Origin of the sequence: Aeromonas schubertii (assembly GCF_000820105.1) — a bacterium.
GTDB classification, from domain to species: domain Bacteria; phylum Pseudomonadota; class Gammaproteobacteria; order Enterobacterales; family Aeromonadaceae; genus Aeromonas; species Aeromonas schubertii.
The window spans coordinates 1-18,447 of sequence record NZ_CDDB01000025.1 but is presented as its reverse complement, the minus strand read 5'-3'; the positions used below and the strand labels follow the sequence as shown (position 1 = coordinate 18,447).

22 protein-coding genes and 1 riboswitch are annotated in these 18,447 nt (G+C 64.9%); of the genes, 5 read left to right on the top strand and 17 right to left on the bottom strand.

The features are described 5' to 3' along the window. Positions 1 to 11: 11 nt before the first annotated feature. From BN1133_RS04905 to flgB, 3 genes are read right to left on the bottom strand one after another with little or no spacing between them, the layout of a single operon-like run. On the bottom strand, positions 12 to 731 hold the full coding sequence (locus BN1133_RS04905) for a flagellar hook capping FlgD N-terminal domain-containing protein (RefSeq protein WP_050665433.1): 720 nt from the start codon (positions 729 to 731) through the stop codon (positions 12 to 14). Positions 732 to 734: 3 nt separating this feature from the next. Beyond that, complete coding sequence (flgCL, locus tag BN1133_RS04900) at positions 735 to 1,157, bottom strand: lateral flagellar basal body rod protein FlgCL (protein ID WP_050665432.1); 423 nt, start codon at positions 1,155 to 1,157, stop codon at positions 735 to 737. 2 nt (positions 1,158 to 1,159) lie between these two features. Next, entirely contained in the window at positions 1,160 to 1,534 is a 375-nt protein-coding gene (gene flgB / locus BN1133_RS04895; protein ID WP_050665431.1) for a flagellar basal body rod protein FlgB, read from the bottom strand. A 135-nt stretch (positions 1,535 to 1,669) separates the two neighbouring features. On the opposite strand from flgB, the gene flgA reads away from it, so the two are divergent. The 3 genes from flgA to flgN all read left to right on the top strand — a co-directional run bounded on the left by flgA (position 1,670) and on the right by flgN (position 3,142). Further along, on the top strand, positions 1,670 to 2,359 hold the full coding sequence (gene flgA, locus BN1133_RS04890) for a flagellar basal body P-ring formation chaperone FlgA (RefSeq protein ID WP_082177903.1): 690 nt from the start codon (positions 1,670 to 1,672) through the stop codon (positions 2,357 to 2,359). 82 nt (positions 2,360 to 2,441) lie between these two features. After that, positions 2,442 to 2,720 carry a flagellar biosynthesis anti-sigma factor FlgM gene (flgM, locus tag BN1133_RS04885; RefSeq protein WP_050665429.1) on the top strand — a complete coding sequence of 93 codons (279 nt, stop codon included), beginning with the start codon at positions 2,442 to 2,444 and terminating at the stop codon, positions 2,718 to 2,720. Beyond that, on the top strand, positions 2,717 to 3,142 hold the full coding sequence (gene flgN, locus BN1133_RS04880) for a flagellar protein FlgN (RefSeq protein ID WP_050665428.1): 426 nt from the start codon (positions 2,717 to 2,719) through the stop codon (positions 3,140 to 3,142). Before flgM ends, flgN begins: the two co-directional genes overlap by 4 nt. A 1-nt stretch (position 3,143) precedes the next feature. Here the strand turns inward: flgN and BN1133_RS04875 are convergent, their stop codons facing one another. The 14 genes from BN1133_RS04875 to BN1133_RS04810 form a co-directional block, all read right to left on the bottom strand. Then, a complete protein-coding gene (locus tag BN1133_RS04875) occupies positions 3,144 to 3,554 on the bottom strand; it encodes a flagellar protein (protein WP_050665427.1) in 411 nt (136 codons plus the stop codon). After that, positions 3,554 to 4,882 carry a lateral flagellar FliI-like assembly ATPase LfiI gene (gene lfiI / locus BN1133_RS04870; protein ID WP_050665426.1) on the bottom strand — a complete coding sequence of 443 codons (1,329 nt, stop codon included), beginning with the start codon at positions 4,880 to 4,882 and terminating at the stop codon, positions 3,554 to 3,556. The genes BN1133_RS04875 and lfiI overlap by 1 nt, the downstream gene beginning before the upstream one ends. Next, positions 4,875 to 5,561 (bottom strand): FliH/SctL family protein, encoded by a 687-nt coding sequence (locus BN1133_RS04865; protein ID WP_050665425.1) that lies wholly within the window; start codon positions 5,559 to 5,561, stop codon positions 4,875 to 4,877. Before BN1133_RS04865 ends, lfiI begins: the two co-directional genes overlap by 8 nt. Positions 5,562 to 5,571: 10 nt before the next feature. Continuing rightward, the gene (gene fliGL, locus BN1133_RS04860; protein ID WP_050665424.1) at positions 5,572 to 6,600 is read right to left on the bottom strand and encodes a lateral flagellar motor switch protein FliGL; all 1,029 of its coding nucleotides are present in this window, start codon (positions 6,598 to 6,600) and stop codon (positions 5,572 to 5,574) included. Continuing rightward, complete coding sequence (fliF, locus tag BN1133_RS04855) at positions 6,593 to 8,260, bottom strand: flagellar basal-body MS-ring/collar protein FliF (protein WP_050665466.1); 1,668 nt, start codon at positions 8,258 to 8,260, stop codon at positions 6,593 to 6,595. The genes fliGL and fliF overlap by 8 nt, the downstream gene beginning before the upstream one ends. Positions 8,261 to 8,341: 81 nt before the next feature. Continuing rightward, positions 8,342 to 8,668 (bottom strand): flagellar hook-basal body complex protein FliE, encoded by a 327-nt coding sequence (locus tag BN1133_RS04850; RefSeq protein WP_082177902.1) that lies wholly within the window; start codon positions 8,666 to 8,668, stop codon positions 8,342 to 8,344. Between the two features lie 10 nt (positions 8,669 to 8,678). After that, positions 8,679 to 10,055, bottom strand: coding sequence for a sigma-54 dependent transcriptional regulator (locus tag BN1133_RS04845; protein WP_082177901.1), 1,377 nt, complete (start codon positions 10,053 to 10,055; stop codon positions 8,679 to 8,681). 110 nt (positions 10,056 to 10,165) lie between these two features. After that, a riboswitch (cyclic di-GMP riboswitch) is annotated at positions 10,166 to 10,255 on the bottom strand. 200 nt (positions 10,256 to 10,455) lie between these two features. Then, positions 10,456 to 12,531, bottom strand: a complete 2,076-nt coding sequence (gene lfhA, locus BN1133_RS04840) for a lateral flagellar biosynthesis protein LfhA (protein ID WP_050665423.1) — start codon at positions 12,529 to 12,531, stop codon at positions 10,456 to 10,458. Positions 12,532 to 12,534: 3 nt separating this feature from the next. Beyond that, positions 12,535 to 13,668 carry a flagellar biosynthesis protein FlhB gene (flhB, locus tag BN1133_RS04835; RefSeq protein WP_050665422.1) on the bottom strand — a complete coding sequence of 378 codons (1,134 nt, stop codon included), beginning with the start codon at positions 13,666 to 13,668 and terminating at the stop codon, positions 12,535 to 12,537. Further along, a complete protein-coding gene (lfiR, locus tag BN1133_RS04830) occupies positions 13,665 to 14,447 on the bottom strand; it encodes a lateral flagellar biosynthetic protein LfiR (RefSeq protein ID WP_050665421.1) in 783 nt (260 codons plus the stop codon). Before lfiR ends, flhB begins: the two co-directional genes overlap by 4 nt. Continuing rightward, on the bottom strand, positions 14,444 to 14,713 hold the full coding sequence (gene lfiQ / locus BN1133_RS04825) for a lateral flagellar biosynthetic protein LfiQ (RefSeq protein WP_050665420.1): 270 nt from the start codon (positions 14,711 to 14,713) through the stop codon (positions 14,444 to 14,446). The genes lfiR and lfiQ overlap by 4 nt, the downstream gene beginning before the upstream one ends. Position 14,714: 1 nt before the next feature. Further along, on the bottom strand, positions 14,715 to 15,446 hold the full coding sequence (gene fliP, locus BN1133_RS04820; protein WP_050665419.1) for a flagellar type III secretion system pore protein FliP: 732 nt from the start codon (positions 15,444 to 15,446) through the stop codon (positions 14,715 to 14,717). Then, a complete protein-coding gene (gene lfiN / locus BN1133_RS04815; protein WP_050665418.1) occupies positions 15,446 to 15,823 on the bottom strand; it encodes a lateral flagellar motor switch protein LfiN in 378 nt (125 codons plus the stop codon). The genes fliP and lfiN overlap by 1 nt, the downstream gene beginning before the upstream one ends. Positions 15,824 to 15,827: 4 nt before the next feature. Next, complete coding sequence (locus BN1133_RS04810; protein WP_050665417.1) at positions 15,828 to 16,682, bottom strand: FliM/FliN family flagellar motor switch protein; 855 nt, start codon at positions 16,680 to 16,682, stop codon at positions 15,828 to 15,830. Between the two features lie 204 nt (positions 16,683 to 16,886). Here BN1133_RS04810 and BN1133_RS04805 point away from each other — a divergent pair, with 204 nt between their 5' ends. After that, positions 16,887 to 17,513, top strand: coding sequence for a ribonuclease T2 family protein (locus tag BN1133_RS04805; protein WP_050665416.1), 627 nt, complete (start codon positions 16,887 to 16,889; stop codon positions 17,511 to 17,513). Positions 17,514 to 17,577: 64 nt separating this feature from the next. After that, on the top strand, positions 17,578 to 18,447 hold an 870-nt coding region (locus BN1133_RS04800; RefSeq protein WP_050665415.1), incomplete at its 3' end, for an NAD(P)H-dependent flavin oxidoreductase.

Genomic DNA, 18,447 nt, shown 5'->3' with positions numbered 1-18,447 from the left:
TTCTCCTTGAGTTATGCCTGGCCGAACTGGACGGCGCTGAAGAGGGGGACATCACCGATGCCGGTGACCTGTAACATGATCTGGCCGTCCCCCGGCAGGTTGACCCGCTCTACCGAGCTGGCCAGATAATTCTTGGGCTGGGAGGAGAGGGCGGGGCCCTTCGCCTCCACCTTGACGCTGTACTTGCCGGGGGGCAGGGCATCGAGTTGATAGTCGATGACCCCTCCCTTCCGGGCCCCCCACTCGCGGCTCTGCACCTTCTGGCCAAACTCGTCGTAGACGGTGAGGGTCACCTGATCCGCCGCCCCCGGCAGCTCGATCTGGCCACGCACCCCCTGCTCACTGGCCAGGGTGATCCCCTCGGCGGGCACCATCACCTCCTGGCCCACCAGGTTGGTGGCCGCCAGCACCTGCTGGGTATCCATCATGGCGATGGACTGCTGCTGCAGCACCTTCAGCTGCTCGACCCCCTCCACCATGCTGAACTGGGCCAGCTGGGTCACGTACTGGGTGCCGTCGAGGGGATTGGTGGGATCCTGGTTCTGGATCTGGGCCACCATCATCTGTAGAAATTCGTTGCGCAGGGTCATGCCGCCATTCTGGGCGCTGCTCTGGGTCGCCCCCTGGCTGCTGCTCTGGGAGGTGGCAGGATTGCTCGCGACCTTGGGGTCAACCTGCTGGAAGGCGCTACCGCGGGCGGTATCGAGGGAAGAGAGCGGAGAGAGGCTCATGGTTTAACCTTGTCCTAAACGCAGCAGACCCTGCTGCATGCTGGCGATTCGGTTCATCACCTCGACCGAGGTCTCGAAACCGCGGGAGGCGCTCATCATGTCGGCCATCTCCTCGACGGCATTGACGTTGGAGTAGTAGACATAGCCCTGCTCGTCGGCCAGCGGATTGTCGGGCTCGAGGCGCTTTTGCACCTCCCGGTCCGACTGCACCACCCCGGCGATGGAGACCTCGGCCGCCCCCAGGCCACCGCTCTCCTGCACCCGCTTGTAGAGGGTGGAGAAGACCGGCTTGATGGCGCGAAAGGCCTCATCCTCGCTCCCCGCCACACTGTCCACGTTGGCCAGGTTGGAGGCGACCGTGTCGAGGCGCACGGTCTGGGCACGCATGGCGCTGCCCGCTATGTCATAGATACGATTGAACGACATGATCAGCGTCCCTCTATGGCCTTGGCGATACCGCTGATCTTCATATTGAGGAAGGTCAGACTGGTCTGGTAATCCATGGCATTGTTGGCAAACTTGCCCTGCTCCACCCCGAGCTCCGCCGTGTTGCCATCCTGGGAGGGCTGAAAGGGAATGCGGTAGAGAGGATGATCCACCTCGCCCATGGTGACGCTCTCCATCTGACCGGCCGAGACACGGTCGGCCACGCGGGAGAGGATCGCCTTGTAGTCAAGATCCCGCGCCAGGTAGCCCGGGGTGTCGACGTTGGCCAGGTTGCCGGCGATGATGCGCGCCCGTTCGGTGCGCACCTGCAGGGCATAGGGGTGAACCCCGAGGGCTTGGTCAAATGAGATACTCATCCTTCGTCCTGTGGTTGCATGGCAAGGTGGGGATGCCTTAAACAAGAGTCATGCCAGCTTGTGCCATGACGTATAATGGGCGCCCTAACGGTCCCCGATGACCCCACTCCACCGAAAGAGGAAGTGCCGTTTCCGATGAGGAAGTCACCACTCGCCCTGCTCCTTCTGCTCGCGCCCATGGCCCAGGCCTCCCTGGAGCAGCAACTGCTGGAGGATGCACGCACCCGGCTCGAGCACTATGGTCAGAGCCAGCAGTGGCCCACCCCCGAGGCCAGCTACCAGGTCTGGGTGGCGCCGGGGGCCGACGGGCTGCCCCCCTGCAAACAGCCCCTGGTGCTGGAGGGAGGGGGCCAATACCGGGAGCCCTTCGGTCGTCGCCCCTATCTCATCCGCTGCAGCGATCCCGCCTGGAGCCTGCGTGGCCGGGTCGAGGTGCGCGTCACCCTGCCGGTGTGGCGGGCGGCACGGGACATCGAGCGGGGCCAGCGTATCGGGGCCGAAGACCTGGTGAGCCAGCCGGTGGAGGTGAGCCGCCTCTACCGGGGCTTTATCCCTGCCAACCGCCCCCTGCAGGGAGCGCAGAGCAGCCGCAACCTGCGCGCCGGTCAGCTCATCGGCGAGCTCGATCTCAAGGTGCGCCATGCGGTGGAGCGGGGTCAGGAGGTGATCATCCGTGCCGCCAGCGAGGGGTTCAGCGCCTCCATGCGCGGTGAGGCCCTGCAGGATGGGGTGGTGGGCGAGGCAGTCCGGGTGCGCAACCTCTCCTCCGGCAAGGAGGTGCAGGCCTGGGTGATCGGGCGGGGGGAAGTGGAGACCCGCTTCTGAGCGCAAAGGTGATGGCCCCCACCTAAAGTTATCGGGCAAAGCGGTCGCTGTTTAGTGACAGGACAACAGGAAGCATCAGTCTATGAAGATTCAACGCACCGACGGCGCCCTCTTTCAGGCCGCCAAGCCCCACAAGCAGGAGAGCCTGCCGGGCACGCCGGCCGCCGCCCCCTCGCCCCGGGCCCAGGCCGAGATCAGCGTGGAGGCGCAAGGGCTCGAGCAGGCGCGCCAGCGCATGCAGGATCTCTCCGACGTGGACATGGACAAGGTTCGCCAGATCCGCCAGGCCATCGCCGAGGGCAAGCTGACCCTGGACATGGAAACCCTGGGCCGCGCCATCGTCGATCTACACCGCAAATGACCCCGCGCCAGCGTCTCCAGGCCCTGATCCAGGGAGTCCAGCAGGATCTCGGTCGCTACCAGCGACTCTGCCAGCTGCTCGACGAGCAATACCAGCTGCTGGGCACCCATGACGTTGAGGGGCTGACCCGCTTCAACCTGACCCTGACCGGCCTGATGGGAGAGGTCCAGGCGTCGGCCCAGGCCCGCTGCCAACAGCTGCGCGCCTTTGGGCTGGAGCCGGATCAGCAGGGGATGGCCAGCCTCATCGGTCGTCTGCCCGAGCCGGTGCAGCGCCGTTTCTCTCCCCTCTGGCTGCGCCTCGAGCAGTTGCTTATCCAGTGCAAACAGAAAAACGAGCGTAACGGTCGTCTGCTGGCCGGCCAGGTCGAGACCATACGCCAGCTGCTGGGACAGCAGGACGCCTATCCAGAGCCCGCCTGATTCACTCCCGGCGCAGGAAGCGCTGGGTGGCAAGCTCGTCAAGCTGGCGCTGAACCCCCAGCTCCTCCCGCAGCCGCACCCCCTCTTCCCGGCGCAAGATTAACTGCTCCAGCCCCTTCACCCGCCCAAACTGATGGCGCAGCACCGCCTCATGACGCTCCAGCTCGAGTCGGGCCAGGGCACTCTGCTGCACCTGATGCTCGAACAGCCGTCGCACCTGCTGGCCCATCTGCTGCTGATTCTGCCACAGCAGGGGGTGAGGCTGGGCGGGAGGGCGAGCCAGCTCGCCGAGTACCCCCTGCAGACGCAGGGCGCGCTGCTCCTCACGCTCGGCCTGCTCGCGCAGGCGTTGACGCTCCTCCCCGAGACGGGAGAGGGAGTCCTGCTGCAGGGTGAGATAGCGTTTTAGCATCAGCCGACCACCTGTCTGAGTTGTTCCACCACGCCACCGAGGGGCGAGGCCTCATGGATTCCCTGCTGCAGGAAGGCGGCGATCTGCGGATAGCAACGCACCGCCTCGTCCATCTGGGGGTCGGCACCGACCTGATAGCCCCCCAGGGGCAACAGCTCGCGCACCTGCTGATAGCGTCCCCAGTGTTGCCGGGTCCGCACCGCCGCCTGCAGCCAGTCGGGGGAGACGATCTGGGTCATCACCCGGCTCACGGATGCACCTATGTCGATGGCCGGATAGTGCCCCTCCTCGGCCAGACGGCGGGTCAGCACTATGTGGCCGTCGAGGATGGCGCGAGCCGCATCGACCACGGGGTCCTGCTGATCGTCCCCCTCGGCCAGCACCGTATAGAAGGCACTCAGGCTCCCCCGGGGATGCACCCCGTTGCCGGCCCGCTCCACCAGCTGGGTCAGCAGGCTGAAGACGGAGGGCGGGTAGCCTCGGGTGGCCGGCGGCTCACCGATGGCCAGGGCGATCTCGCGCTGAGCCTGGGCGTAGCGGGTGAGGGAGTCCATCAGCAGCAGCACATCCTGCCCCTGATCCCGGAAATGCTCGGCAATGCGGTGGCACACCTGGGCCGCCCGCAGCCGCATCAGGGGAGATTGATCGGCCGGCGCCGCGATCACCACGGCCCGGGCCAGCCCCTCGGCCCCCAGGCTGTGTTCGATAAACTCGCGCACCTCGCGCCCCCGCTCGCCGATGAGCCCCACCACCACGACCTGCGCCGTGGTGTTGCGCGTCATCATGCCGAGCAACATGCTCTTGCCCACGCCGGAGCCGGCGAACAGGCCAAGCCGCTGCCCCTTGCCCACCGTCAGCAGACCGTTGATGGCGCGCACCCCCACGTCGAGGGGCTCGCTCACCGGGGTGCGCAGCAGGGGATTGGGGGGCAGGTTGAAGAGGGGAACCTTGCTGCCGGCCGGCTCGAGAGGGCGCCCGTCGAGGGGGGCCAGGGTACCGTCGAGGACCCGCCCCAACAGATGAGGACCGATATGAATGGTCTCTTCCCCCTCGAGGGGCAAGACCCTGGCCCCCGCATAGAGACCGCGCATGGGCTCCAGCGGCATCAGATAGGCGATGTCACGGTTAAAGCCCACCACCTCGGCCATCAGGCGCTGTGCCCCGGCGGCCTCGACCTGGCAGCGCTGGCCTATCACCAGCTGACAGCCGACCACCTCCAGGGTGAGGCCGGTGACCCGCACCAGCCTGCCATAGCGACGAAAGGGGGCCGGCGTGGGCAGCGTCTCCTCACCGAGGCGCTCGAGGGCTTGCTGCAGACCCTCATGCATGGACGTCGTCCAGCACCTGCTCCACCTGGGCGAGACAGGTCTCGATCCGCTCGTCAGTGCGCGCCTCGATCACGGCGGCCTGACTCTCGACCCGGCAGTCACCGACCGAGAGTGCGGGATCGGAGTGAAGGGGCCACCCCTGGCACTCGGTCATGCCCAGATCGGCCAGCCGCTGGCGATCCTCTTCACAGAGGAAGATGGCCACGCTCTCCTGCCCGGCCGGCAGACCGGCGAGGGCCTGCTCCACCTGCAGCAGCACCTGGCCCGGATTGAGGGTGAATTCGGCCTGGATGACCCGGCGCACGACCAGGGTCACCACCTGAGACAAGAGGTTCTTCTGAGCATCGAGCTTCTCCCGTGCCAGGGCACTGAGCTGCTCCTGCAGGGCCGGAAAGGGCCGCAGCGCCTCGTCGAAGCGGGCCTGCCCCTCGGCACGCCCCTGCTCGACCCCTTGCTGGTATCCCGCCTGGAATCCCTGCTGATGCCCCTCCTGATGACCGCTCTGGCGTCCCTGGGTCAGGCCATCCTGATAGCCCTGCTCCAGCCCCTGCTCGACCCCTTGCCGGTAGCCGAACTCGAACTGGGCCTGCTGACTCTGCTCCTCTCCCTCCCCCTGCAACGGGGGGAAGCGATAGAGGCGGGTCGCCCCGGGGGCCAGCTTGCGCAACCTGTGACTCATGCCGCCCTCCTCAGCTCACCGTCGGCTCTTCGAAGAGCTGATACTCGATCTCGCCCTGCTCCATCAGCTCGCGAACCAGCTGCATCACCTCTTCGCGGGCCTGCTCCACCTTGCGCAGGGAGACCGACCCCTGATCCTGGATCTGGGCCTCGAGCGCCTGGGCCATCCGCTTGGGCATGGAGGAGAGCACCGCCTTGCGCAGGGGCTCTTCGGCCCCCTTGAGGGCCACCGCCAGCAGCTCGGGCGGCAGCTCCTGCACCAGTCGCTGCAGTGTCTCGTCGGACTGGCGGCGCAGGGTGGCGAAGTCGAACATGTTCTTCTCGATCTCCTTGGCCATGTCGAGGTCGAACTCGCGCAGCTGCCCCAGCATCGCCTCCTTGTTGCCCTGATAGCGGTTGAGGATGTCGGCGGCCTGCTTGACCCCGTTGACCTTGGCGCCGGACTGCTCCGCCACGAAGGTGAGGCAGCGATCCAGGGTCAGACGCAGCTCACCCAGCACGTGTTCGCTCACCGAGGTGAGGTTGGCGACCCGCAGCAGCAGATCGTCGTGCAGGGGAGCCGGCAGGGCATCGAGCACCGCCGAAGCGGTTTGGGGCGGCAGGAAGGCGAGCAGCACCGCCTGCATCTGGGGGTGTTCGTTGCGGAAGAAGCGGGCCAGCACCTCGGCCGGTACCCACTGCAGACGCTGAATATCCTGGCTTACCGAATCCCCGTACAGGCTGTCGAGCAGGCTGCGGGCAAGGCGCTGGCCCAGGGCCAGATCCAGGGTCTGCTCCAGATACTCCCGGGAGGCACTGCCGATACCGCTGTGCTCACGGTAGTCGTAGAAGAACTGCTGCAGGGTCCAGCGCGCCTCGTTGGCACTGACGCTCGGCATGCTGGCCATCCGTCCGATGAGACGCTGCACCTCGTCGCGGGAGAGCTTCTGCATCACCTTGGCGGCGGCTTCGGTTCCCATGCTGAGCAGCAGGATGGCGGCCTTCTCGAGGTTATCGATGTCGATATCGACCGCCGCCTGATTGAAGTTCATGTTATTCATCGCCACTCACCCATGCCTTGATCACCTCGGCGACCCGATCCGTATCCTTGTCTACCAGCAACTGCAGATGGCGCAGTTGCACCTCGAGCTCGGAGCCCGGCTCCGGCAGGGCGGCGAGATCCAGCTCGCTCAGGGCGGCGCTCTCTCCTTCGTGGCGGATCAGGCCATGAGCCATGGGCTGGGCCTCGAGCTCGTCGGCAACCCGACGCTGGTGGGCGATGGCCCCGGTGGCCTGCTCGGCCGACTCGTCGTCCTGCTCGTCATCCACGACGGGCTCGGGATGGTGAATGCGCACCAGATGCTTGACCAGAGGACGGATGCCGAAGATGACCAGCACCAGACCCAGCAGCCCCCCCACCAGATAGCGCAGGGAGTTTTGCCAGGCCGGCGATTCCCACCAGGTGGATTCAGGCGGTGCCACCAGCACCTCCTGGCTGAAGGGGAAGCTCTGCAGGCTGATGGCATCCCCACGCGGGGCATCGAAGCCCACCGCCCGCTCCACCATCTGGCGGATCTGCTCGAGCTGGGTCTCGTTCCACCCCTCCTTGGGGGCGACCTGGCTGTTGAGCAGCACAGAGACATTGAGCTTCTCGAGACGCCCCTGCTGATAGCGGGTATGGGTCACGGAGCGGCTGTTCTGATAGCTCTTGGTGAGTTCACTGCGCTCGCTGCGCGAGTCGTTGCTGCGTGCCTGCTGCTCACTCCCTTGTGCCGGCTGCTTGTTGGCCTGGGTCTCGGGCGGCCGGTTGGAGAGGGCACCGGGGATCCCCATGGCGAGGGCGTCGACGCTCTTGTCGAACTTGCTGCTCTCCTGGGTCACCACGCCGTTGGGATCGATCTGCTCCTGGGTCTCTTCCACCGCGCTGAAGTTGACGTCGGCGGCGACCTGAACCCGGTAGTTGTTGCTGCCCAGCATGGGGAGCAGCATGTCGTTGGCCCGCTGGCGGATGTACTGCTCCAGCTTGCGCACATAGTCCATCTGCTGGACGCTCAGCTTGCCGAAGACCATCTTGTCCCCGTTTTCGCTGGTGAGCAGCTGACCGGTCTGATCGACCACGGAGACGGCCCCCGGCTTCATGCCGGGGATACTGCCGGCGACCAGGTTGGTGATCGCCTCCACCTGGCCCGCATCCAGAGTCTGGCCGGGGATGAGATCGAGCATGACCGAAGCGGTGGGCTTCTCCTCGTCGCGCCCCACGAAGAGGGTGCGCTTGGGGATGGCCAGGTGGACCCGGGCACTGCGCACCGCATCCAGGGCGATGATGGTGCGCGCCAGCTCTCCCTCGAGGGCATGACGGTAGCGCACCCCTTCCATAAATTCGCTGGTGCCCAGACCCGTCACATTGCCGAGCCCTTCCAGGCCGGCCGGCATGGCGGCCCGTACCCCTCGGGCGGCCAGGGCCATCCGCACCTGGGCCAGCTGGCTCTCCGGCACCAAGACCTGCCCCGAGCTCTTCTCGAGGCGGAACGGCACCTGCTCCTTCTCGAGCAGCTCCATGATGTTGGCGGTGTCGTAGAGCTCCTGCTTGCCGTAGAGGGGGACGTAGTTCTGGCTCGAGGTCCAGAGGATGATGACGATGGTGCCGGCGACGATGGCCGCCAGCAGGGCGATGGCCAGCACCGACTTGTTGTCGCGAGAGAGTCTGCGCCACTTCTTCAGCCCCTGCTCCAGGCGCTGACGCAGATCGAGCTCCTGCCCGGTGGCAGGCATGTTGTTTACCACTTCACTCATGAATCACCCTCAGAGCGGCATGCGCATGATGTCGTCGAACCCGGTCATCAGCTTGTTACGCACCTGCATCAGGGCTGAGAAGCTGAGGCCCGCCTTCTGGCTGGCCACCATGGCCCCCACCAGATCGTCGCTCTGCCCCGTGTCGACGGCGGTCATCATGCGTGAGGAGAGATTCTGCTGGGCGTTGACCCGGTTGACCACATCACGCATGGCGTGGCCAAAGGAGAGATCGGTGTCGACACCGGATAAGGGCAGCCCGGGCTGGGTGGCAATTCGCTCCATCTCCTGCATCCGGTTCAGCAGGGCGACCTGGGAGGTCATCATCTCGATCTTCACGGGCACTTCCTCATTGTTGGATCTGCAGGTCTATGTCGATGCCCTGCTCACGCATGGCCGCCAGCTTGTAACGCAAGGCGCGGGTGGTCATCCCCAATGCCTCGGCGGTACGCGCCCGATGGCCCTCGAAGCGACGCAGGGTCTCCAGCACATAACGGAATTCGGCCTGACGGCGAGTCTCGGTGAGTCCGTCTACGACGACCGACTCGGTCTCGCTCACGACGACACCGGGCAACATCAGATCGGCGGGCTGAATATGCAATCCTCGCGCCATAATGAGAGCCCGCTGAATCACATTCTCCAGCTCGCGCACATTGCCGGGCCAGCGATAGGTCTGCAGCAGCAGCGAGGCCTCCAGGCTGAAGCGGTAACCGGGCTGGGGCGCGTGACAGGCCAGGAAGTGCTCGGCCAGGGGGAGAATATCCTCCGGGCGATCCCGCAGGGCAGGCCAGGCCAGAGGAAGTACATCGAGGCGATAGAAGAGATCCTCACGAAACTCGCCGCGAGCCACCAGCTCGCGCAGGTCCCGGTTGCTGGCGGCGATGATGCGCACATCCAGGGGGATGATGCGGTGGCTGCCGAGCCGCTCCACCTCGCGCTCCTGCAGCACCCGCAGCAACTTGGCCTGCAGGGGCAGGGGCAGCTCGGAGATCTCGTCGAGCAGCAGAGTGCCACCGTTGGCCGCCTCGAACTTGCCGGGCTGGGCGGTGACGGCACCGGTGAAGGCCCCCTTGGCATGACCAAACAGGATCGATTCGAGCATCGCCTCGGGGATAGCGGCGCAGTTGATGGCGACAAACGGCTTGTCGGCACGATCCGACATCTCGTGAATGTAGCGGGCCAGACACTCCTTGCCGGTCCCCGACTCCCCCCCGATGAGCACCGAGGCGGAGGTCTTGGCGGCGCGGCGGGCAAGTTGCAGCAGCTGCTGGCTGATGCGGGAGACGGCGATGAGGTTGGGCTCCCCCTGATCGATCAGGAGGGCGCCCTGAATGGCATCGGCCAGTTGGCGTGCGCTGAAGGGCTTGATGACGTAATCGGCGGCGCCGCAGCGCATCGCCTCGGCCACCAGAGCCCCCTGGCGCTCGTTGGCGGCGACCATGAGGCGTCCGCTGGGGAGCGCGGCGACCAGCGCCTTCATCTCCCGGCAACACACCTCGGGTTGGCAGGTGAGATCGAGCACGATGAGATCGCAGGAATGGGCAGATAACCAGCCAAGCGCCTGGTCGATATCGGGAAGATGGGTAAAGCCGACCCGGGCTAACCTGGTGACCTCGGGAGCGGTGAAGGTGGTCTCCTCCTCGCTGCCAATCCAGAGCAGGGACGAGTGAGCGGCGATAGTGGGCTCACTGTGCAAGAGTGCGCCATGATGCGTGTAACCGTGCATAAAAATGGAAACCCCAACAGGTTGGGAACCGAAAGGAAGCACGCGAAAGAGAGGAGAGAGGCGGTATTCATGCAGCCCCGATGTCACCACAGGGCGACCCGTCCTTGATCCTTGGCAACCCCGCTATCGTCAACGCTGTCGCGTTATTAGACCGGAGGCTTTGCGTCCTGACCTTTCAGTTCAGTTTGCCTTTTCAAACAACCAAGCATTCTGCGGCAGGTGCTGCATAGCACACCGGCGTGTTAACAGAGCTACCGATTAGTTGTTAAGCTTTTGATTATTTTGTCTTTAACGGCTTATGCGTCGCCGTTTGACGCAGATGATATCGGCTTTTGAGGAGAGTGCAAGGTCCAGTTCAGGAATTGGGGCTTCCCCGTGAGGAAGCCCTTTTCCCCAACCCTTACCCCAGGGTTCCCACCACATCAACCCGCAACTCTTCGGGGATTTCATTGTAGGAGAGCACCTTGAGCCCACGGCAGAAGGAGCGGGCATAGCGGGAGAGCAAGGGACGCAGCTGGGGCATCACCACCAGCACGGGAGGATGCCCCAACTGCTGCAGCTGGGTCTTGACCAGCGGCATGTTCTGCTGCAGCTGGGCCAGCAGTTGGGGATCGATGGGGAAGCTGTCGAGGGAGACCTTGCCCTGCTGCTGGGACTGGCTGAGCGCGGCCAGCAGGGTCTGCTCGAGGCGATCATCCAGGGTGAAGGTCGCCAGCACGTCCCGTTGGCCGATGGCCTGGCGCACCAGCTGGCGCTTGAGGGCACAGCGCACATCCGAGGCGAGCAGGACCGGGTCCTTGGTGATCTCGCTCGAATCGAGCAGGGTCGTTGCTATGGTGCGAATGTCCACCAGGCTCACCTGCTCGCGCAGCAACTGGCGATAGACCCGCAGCTGCTGCATCTGGGTCAGGGCCAGGTTGAGCTCCTCATTGAGACGCGGCGACTGGGTGGCCAGATGCTGCCCCAACTTGCCCACCTCGTCGTGACCAAACAGCTCGTCCAGATGCTCCCGCAGCAACTTGCTCAGGTGGGTGGCGATGACGGTGGCCGAGTCGACCACCGAGTAGCCCAGATTGAGGGCCTTGGCCTTGATATCGGGCAGGATCCAGACCGCCTCCATGCCGAAGGCGGGATCCTGGGTCAGCTCCCCGTCCAGGGCTCCATAGGTCTGACTGCTACCGATGGCCATCAGCCGCTGACAATCCACACTGCCGCCGGCCAGGGCCACGCCGGCCAGCTTGATGCTGTACTGCTCCGGCTGTAGCTGCAGATTGTCACGCACCCGGATCTCCGGTAACAGGAAGCCATATTGCTCGGAGAGGGTCTTGCGAATGCCGCGTACCCGGGAGAGCAGCTCGGCCCCCTTCTCCTGCTCGGCCAGGGAGACCAGACGATAACCCAGCTCGATCACCACACTGTCGAGGGCCGGCAGATCCTGCCACTCCAGCCCCTGGGGTTCGCGCAGATCCATCTGCCGGGCGATCTCCTCGGCCGCCTCCAGCTCGGGGGCGGCGGGTTGACGCCGGCTCACCCGCCAGCCACTCCAGGCCAGCACGGCGGCGAAGCTCAGGAAGGCCAGGGTCGGCATGCCGGGCACCAGGCCGAGTATGGTCATCACTGCCGCGCCGGTATAGATGACCCGGGGTGAGGCGAGCAGCTGCTGGCCCACCTGATCGGTCATCTCCCCCTCGTCATTGACCCGGGTCACTATGATGGCCGCCGCGGTGGACATCAGCAGGGAGGGGATCTGGGCCACCAGGCCGTCACCTATGGTGAGCAGGGCATAGCGCTGGAAGGCTTCCGCCACCGGCAGGGCGTGCTGGAAGATACCGATGGAAAGACCACCGATCAGGTTGATGATGAGCACCAGGAGACCGGCGATGGCGTCCCCGCGCACAAACTTGGAGGCGCCGTCCATCGCCCCGTAGAAGTCCGCCTCGCGGGCGATCTCCTGGCGTCTGGCCCGCGCCTGATGCTGATCCATGATGCCGGCGTTGAGATCCGCATCGATGGCCATCTGCTTGCCGGGCAGGGCATCCAGGGTGAAGCGGGCCGATACCTCGGAGATCCGCTCTCCCCCCTTGGTGATGACCACGAAGTTGATGATCATCAGGATGATGAAGACCACCAGGCCCACCACATAGTTGCCGCCGATGACCACCTCACCGAAGGCCTGGATCACCTTACCGGCGGCGTCATTGCCCTCGTGGCCGTTGAGCAGTACCACCCGGGTCGAGGCCACGTTGAGGGAGAGCCGCATCAGGGTCGCCACCAGCAAGACGGTGGGGAAGACCGAGAAGTCGAGGGGGCGCCGCGTCGAGACCGAGACCAGCAGCACCAGCACGGCCAGGACGATGTTGAAGGTAAACAGGGCATCCAGCAGCCAGCCCGGCAGGGGCAGGATCATCATGGCCAGCACCGCCAGCAGCATGAGTGGGATACCTGTATAGGAGTGGGTCAGAACACGCCAGTTCACGGCTTACCTCTCTGGTTGACGCAGCTCGGGAGGAACATAGAGCGGAGCCAGGGCGGCGGGTTTCTTGCCACGCCCGGTCCGGTAAGCCTGCAGTTGCAGGACATGGTTCAGTACATAGGCGACGGCGGTGTAGAGCCCGGCCGGCACCTCCTGATCGATACGGGTGGAGTGATAGATGGCCCGGGTCAGCTCGGGCAGGGCCATGATGGTCTTGCCGTGCTGCTCCCCGACCTGGCGGATCCGCGCCGCCATGGAGTCGATCCCCTTGGCGACCACATAGGGAGCATTGGCCTTGGCCGGATCGTAACGGATCGCCACGGCGTAGTGGGTCGGGTTGGTGATGATCACATCGGCGGTGGGCACCCGCTGCTCGATACGGGCCCGCGCCATCATCATCTGCACCTGGCGGATCTTGCCCTTGATCTCCGGACTCCCTTCACTGTTCTTGCGCTCATCCTTCACCTCCTGCTTGGTCATCTTCAACTGCTTGTTGAGAGACCAGCGCTGATAGGGAACATCGAGCACGGCGATCAGCATCTGCACACCACCCAATATGATGAAGGCCTGGGAGAGCAGGCGCAGGGAGAGCTCCATGGCCGCCCGCGGGGGCATGCGATTCATCATCAGCAGGGTTGGCCAGTAGTGCTGCAACAGCAGGGCCAACACCCCGCCTATCAGGGTGATCTTGAGAATGGATTTCACCAGCTCCATCAGGCTGTGGGTGGAGCACATCCGCTTGAGACCGCTCAAGGGGTTGAGCTTCTCCCCCTTGGGCATGACGTTCTTCCACACCAGCACCATGCCGCCGGGTACCGAACCCAGCCCTATCATCAGCAGCCCCAACACGGCAAAGAGGGGTAGCAGGACACCCGTCATGCCGAGCAGGGCCTCACCGAAGGCGCGCAGCATCATGGAAGGATCGTTCTGGTGCCAGTCAAAGCGCAGGGGCTGGCGCATCAGCTCGCCGAAGAAGAGACCGAAACTCGGCACCATCCACTGCATCACCATGCCACCGAGCAGCAAGAGCCCCGCCGAGCCCAACTCCTTGGAGCGGGCGATCTGCCCCTCTTCCCGGGCCTTGCGCAGCTTCTGGGGGGAGGCCTGTTCAGTCTTGTCCTGGGCGCTGGCCTGACTCATGAGGGGGTCAGCCCCCGCAGCACGTCAAGCACATGGGTCACCAGGTCCAGATAGCGATCCGGCACCCCGCTGATGGAGATGGCCATGGTCAGCAGCCCGAGCAACAGGGTCATGGGAAAGCCCAGAGAGAAGATGTTGAGGGAGGGGGCCGAGCGGTTCATCACCCCGAACGAGAGGTTGACCATCAACATGGCCACCACGGCGGGCAACGTCAGGATCAGGGCGGCACCGATACTCCAGCCGAGCAACCCCACCACCATCCCCAGATCGAGGCGATAGAGGGAGGTGCCCGGCGGCCAGCGATAGAGGCTCTGCACCAGGATGTCGAGCACCGCCAGATGCCCGTTCAGGCCGAGGAAGAGCAGGGTACAGAAGATGAGCATCAGTTGGCTGATGATGGGGGCCGAGTCGCCGTGGGAGGGGTCATTCATCACCGCCATGGCCAACCCCATCTGCATCGACATGATCTGGCCCGCCAGGGTCATCACCATGAAGAGCAGTTGCACACAGAGGCCAAACAGCAGGCCGAAGATCACCTGCTCGATGGAGAGGATCAGAGCCGAGAGCGAGAAGGGGTCAAAGGCGGGCATCGCCTTCATCATGGGAGCCAGAGCCAGGCTGATGGCGAAGGCGAGAAAGAGGCGCACCCGGGGGGTGATACGGCCATCGCCATAGACCGGCATCACCCAGAAGGCGGAGCCAAGGCGAACGAAGGGCCACCACCACTGGCCCAGCCAGGCGGTCAGGTCGGCGGCGCTGACACTGACGAGGGAACTCATCCAATCAGGCCCGGCACATTCTGGAAGATGTCGTGGAACAGGGCCACCAGCTTGGCCACCAGCCAGTTACCGGTGAACACCAGGGTGAGCAGGGTCACCACGAAGCGGGGCAGGAAGCTCAAGGTCTGCTCCTGGATCTGGGTCGCAGCCTGAAAGACGCTCACCACCAGGCCCACCAGCAGGCCCGGCACCACCAGCACGCAGACCATGATCACCACCAGATTGACCGCCCCGCCGATGAGGGACACGCTCTGCTCGGGTGACATCTCAACCTCCGCTGAAACTGGCAGCCAGGGTGCCCACCGTCATGGCCCAGCCATCCACCAGCACGAAGACCATCAACTTGAAGGGCAGGGAGATGATGAGGGGGGAGAGCATCATCATCCCCATCGCCATCAACACGCTGGCCACCACCAGATCGATCACCAGGAAGGGGATGAAGAGCATGAAACCAATCTGAAACGCCGTGTTGAGCTCGCTCAACACATAGGCAGGCACCAGGATGCCGAAGGGCACATCTTTCTTCTCCATCCGGGTCGCCTCACCGGCGATGCGCAGCATCTGCTCGAGATCGGCCTCCCGGGTCTGTGCCAGCATGAAGGTACGCAGGGGTTGTTCCGCCCTCTCCAGTGCCTGCGGAAGCGTGATTTCCTCCCGATCGAAGGGGAGGAAGGCATGCTGGTGAATGTCGGTCCAGACCGGACGCATGATCACCAGGGTCAGGATCAGGCTGATGCCGATCAAGACCCGGTTGGGCGGGCTCTGCTGCAGACCGAGTGCCTGGCGCAGGATCGCCAGCACTATGATGATGCGGGTGAAGCTGGTCATCATCAGCAGCAGGGTGGGCAGCAGACCAAGCAGGGTCATCAAGAGCAGGATCTGCAGCTTGATGTTGTACTCCTCGCCCCCTGCCGCCCCCGGCGTGACCGAGAAGAGGGTCAGATCCGTCCCCCAGGCCGGCATCCCCAGCACCAGCAGGAGCAAGCACCAGATACGCATCAGTCGTTTGCGCCACCCAGCATGGCGGTATCGAGGACCTCGACCAGCCGCAGGCCATACTTGCCGTTGACCACCACCACTTCGCCACGGGCCAGCAAGCGGCCGTTGACCCTCACATCCAGTGCCTCGCCGGCCATCTTGTCGAGCTCGATCACGGCCCCCGGCACCACCTGCATCAGCTCGCCAAGCGACACCTCGGCACTGGCAACCTCCAGAGTGACCTTGACCGGGATATGACGGAAGAAGGAGAGGTCCCGAGGCGGGGTGGCGGCTTGTGCCACGCTCTCCTGGCGGGCATCCGGCAGCCCCAACTCGTCATCAAAGAGTTGATCCAGGCCGTCAAACTCCAGGAAATCGTGGTTCTGTTCCTCACTCATCGCTTTACTCCTCTGCCACCGCATTCACTTGATACACCAGGCTACCCCCCTGCTCGGCCACCCGCCCCCGCAGGCAGGGACGATGGCCGACGAGCGCGGGCATCGACTCGAACATGTCGAGGGCCAGCACCTCGCCCACCTTGAGATCCTCCAGTTCGGCCAGGGTCATCTGCATCTGGGCCATGACCACCCTGAGCCGCACCGGGGTATGGGGCAGCGCCTCATGCAATTTGTCAGCCAGATCGCTCGTCTGGGTACTCTCTTTCTCTTCATCGACCGGCGGGCGCCACCACACCTGCCAGCTCTGGCGATGCTCGCCGAGCTGAAGCACCCCTTCGCTGGACCAGAGGGGTCCCTCGGGGGGCGTGGCCGGCGTCAGCTCCCATCCCAGTTCACCCCACCCCAGGGCGCTGGAGAGGTTTTCCATCTGATAGCGGCAGAGGCGCTGATAGAGGCGCAGCTCAGAGTCGCTCGGATTCTTCTGCACCGCCACCTGAGAGCCGGGCTGGAGACTGCCCCCGAAGAAGAGGATCGCCAGGCGATAGAGGGTCGCCGGCGTGATGGCAAACCAGGCCAGGGGCACAGAGGCTCCGGCCGCACGGGCCTGCAGCCAGACCCGCGGCTCCTCCCCGTCGGGTTGAGCCGCGGCGACGAAGGGAGAGAGCCGCAACTCGCAGTCGGCATTGTTGAACAACTGGCTCAGGCAGGCCGATAGCGGCGCGGCGACCTGGCTGAGCATGCTGTTGAAACCGTTGAGCCTGGCCTGTTCGGCCCGCTCTCGCCCGAACAGATCGTAGCGAGGCAGGGTGGCGCCCAGGTCGGCCGGAATGAGGGCTGAGCGGGTGAATGTGGATGGCATGAAGACGACCTTGATCCGGGTTGAAGGGATACGCATCCGAAAAGAGACGCTTGGATGGAGAGCGACCAGATGTGGGGCGCAACTTTATTACAAATTCCACAGCGCCACCATGTCAGCACATAAAAAGCGCGATATCCCTACTCATCCCTTTGTGCCCCTGCCCCAAACGGATAACATGTTCTCTCCACCGTTCAGGAGTTTTCCATGCCCCCCCTGCTGCTGGTCCTCGCCCTGCTTCTTCCCCTGGGTACCCGCGCCGCCGAGGTCCCCTTCGACTTCTATGCCCTGGCGCTCTCCTGGTCGCCGGAGCACTGTGCCAGCCGGCCGGATACGCCCCAGTGCGGACGCGACTATGGCTTTGTCGTACACGGGCTCTGGCCCCAGTTCGAGCGGGGCTACCCCGCCGACTGTGGCAATGAGCGTTGGGATCCGGCCATGGCGCGCCAGTTCCCCGATCTCTACCCCAGTTCGCACCTCTATCGCCACGAGTGGCGCAAACACGGTACCTGCTCGGGCCTGAGCCAGCAGGAGTACCATCGTCTGGCCGATACCCTGCGGCAGAAGGTCGTCATACCCGACCCCTACCGGGCTATGGCCCAGCCCCTGCGCCGCAGTCCGGACCAGCTGCGTGCAGACCTGGTCGCCGCCAATCCCTGGTTGCCCCCCGAGAGCATCACGCTCAGCTGCAGCGTGGGCGGACGTTTTCTCAAGGAGCTCTACCTCTGCCTCGCGCCGGATGGCAAACAGCCCAGAGCCTGCTCCATCGAGATGCGTCAGCGGGAGCAGCGGCTCTGTGCCCAGGGCAGTTTTCTGATGCGCAGCGTGCGCTGACAGGGCCTGCCGGATGAGATAGCCTGCCTGCAGGGTGATTGATGGATCGATACACGGAGGCAAGATGACGCTAAACACACTACCAGGCCCCCTGCCCCTCATTCAGGCCCCCATGGCCGGCGTGCAGGATCATCGCCTGGCCCTGGCCGTCTGCGAGGCCGGCGCCATCGGCTCCCTGCCGGCGGCCATGCTTACCCCGGATCAGCTGCGTCAGCAGCTGGAATGGATGAAGACGCACACCGAACGGCCCTTCAACGTCAACTTCTTCTGCCACCGCCAGGGCCCCCCCGAGGCAAGCCGCCTGGCCCGCTGGCGCCACGCCCTGGCCCCGGCCTACCAGCAACTGGGGCTCCCCCAGGAGTGCGCCATCCCCTCGAGTGGACGCCACCCCTTCACCGAGCAGCAGGCCGCCATCCTGGCGGATTACCGTCCTGCGCTGGTGAGCTTTCACTTCGGGCTCCCCTCTGCCGAGCAGATAGAGAGGATCAAACGATGGGGAGGCAAGGTGCTCTCCTCGGCGACCACGGTGGCCGAGGCGCGCTGGCTGGAGGCGCACGGCGCAGACATCATCATCGCCCAGGGACTGGAGGCGGGGGGGCACAGGGGCCACTTCCTGTCGGAGGATCTCACCCTCCATGACGGCCTCTTCACCCTGCTGCCGGCCATGGTCGATGCCGTGCGTATCCCCGTCATCGCCGCCGGTGGCATCATGGATGCCCGGGGGGTGCGGGCCGCACTGACCCTGGGGGCGAGCGGTGTCCAGGCCGGGACGGCGTTTCTGCTCTGCGACGAGGCGACCACCTCCCCGCTCCATCGGGCCGCCCTCGGCGATCGGGCGCGCCACACCGCCCTCACCACCCTCTTCACCGGTCGACCGGCCAGAGGCTTGGTCAATGGCCTGATGCGCCATCTCGATCCCCTCTCGCCACTGGCC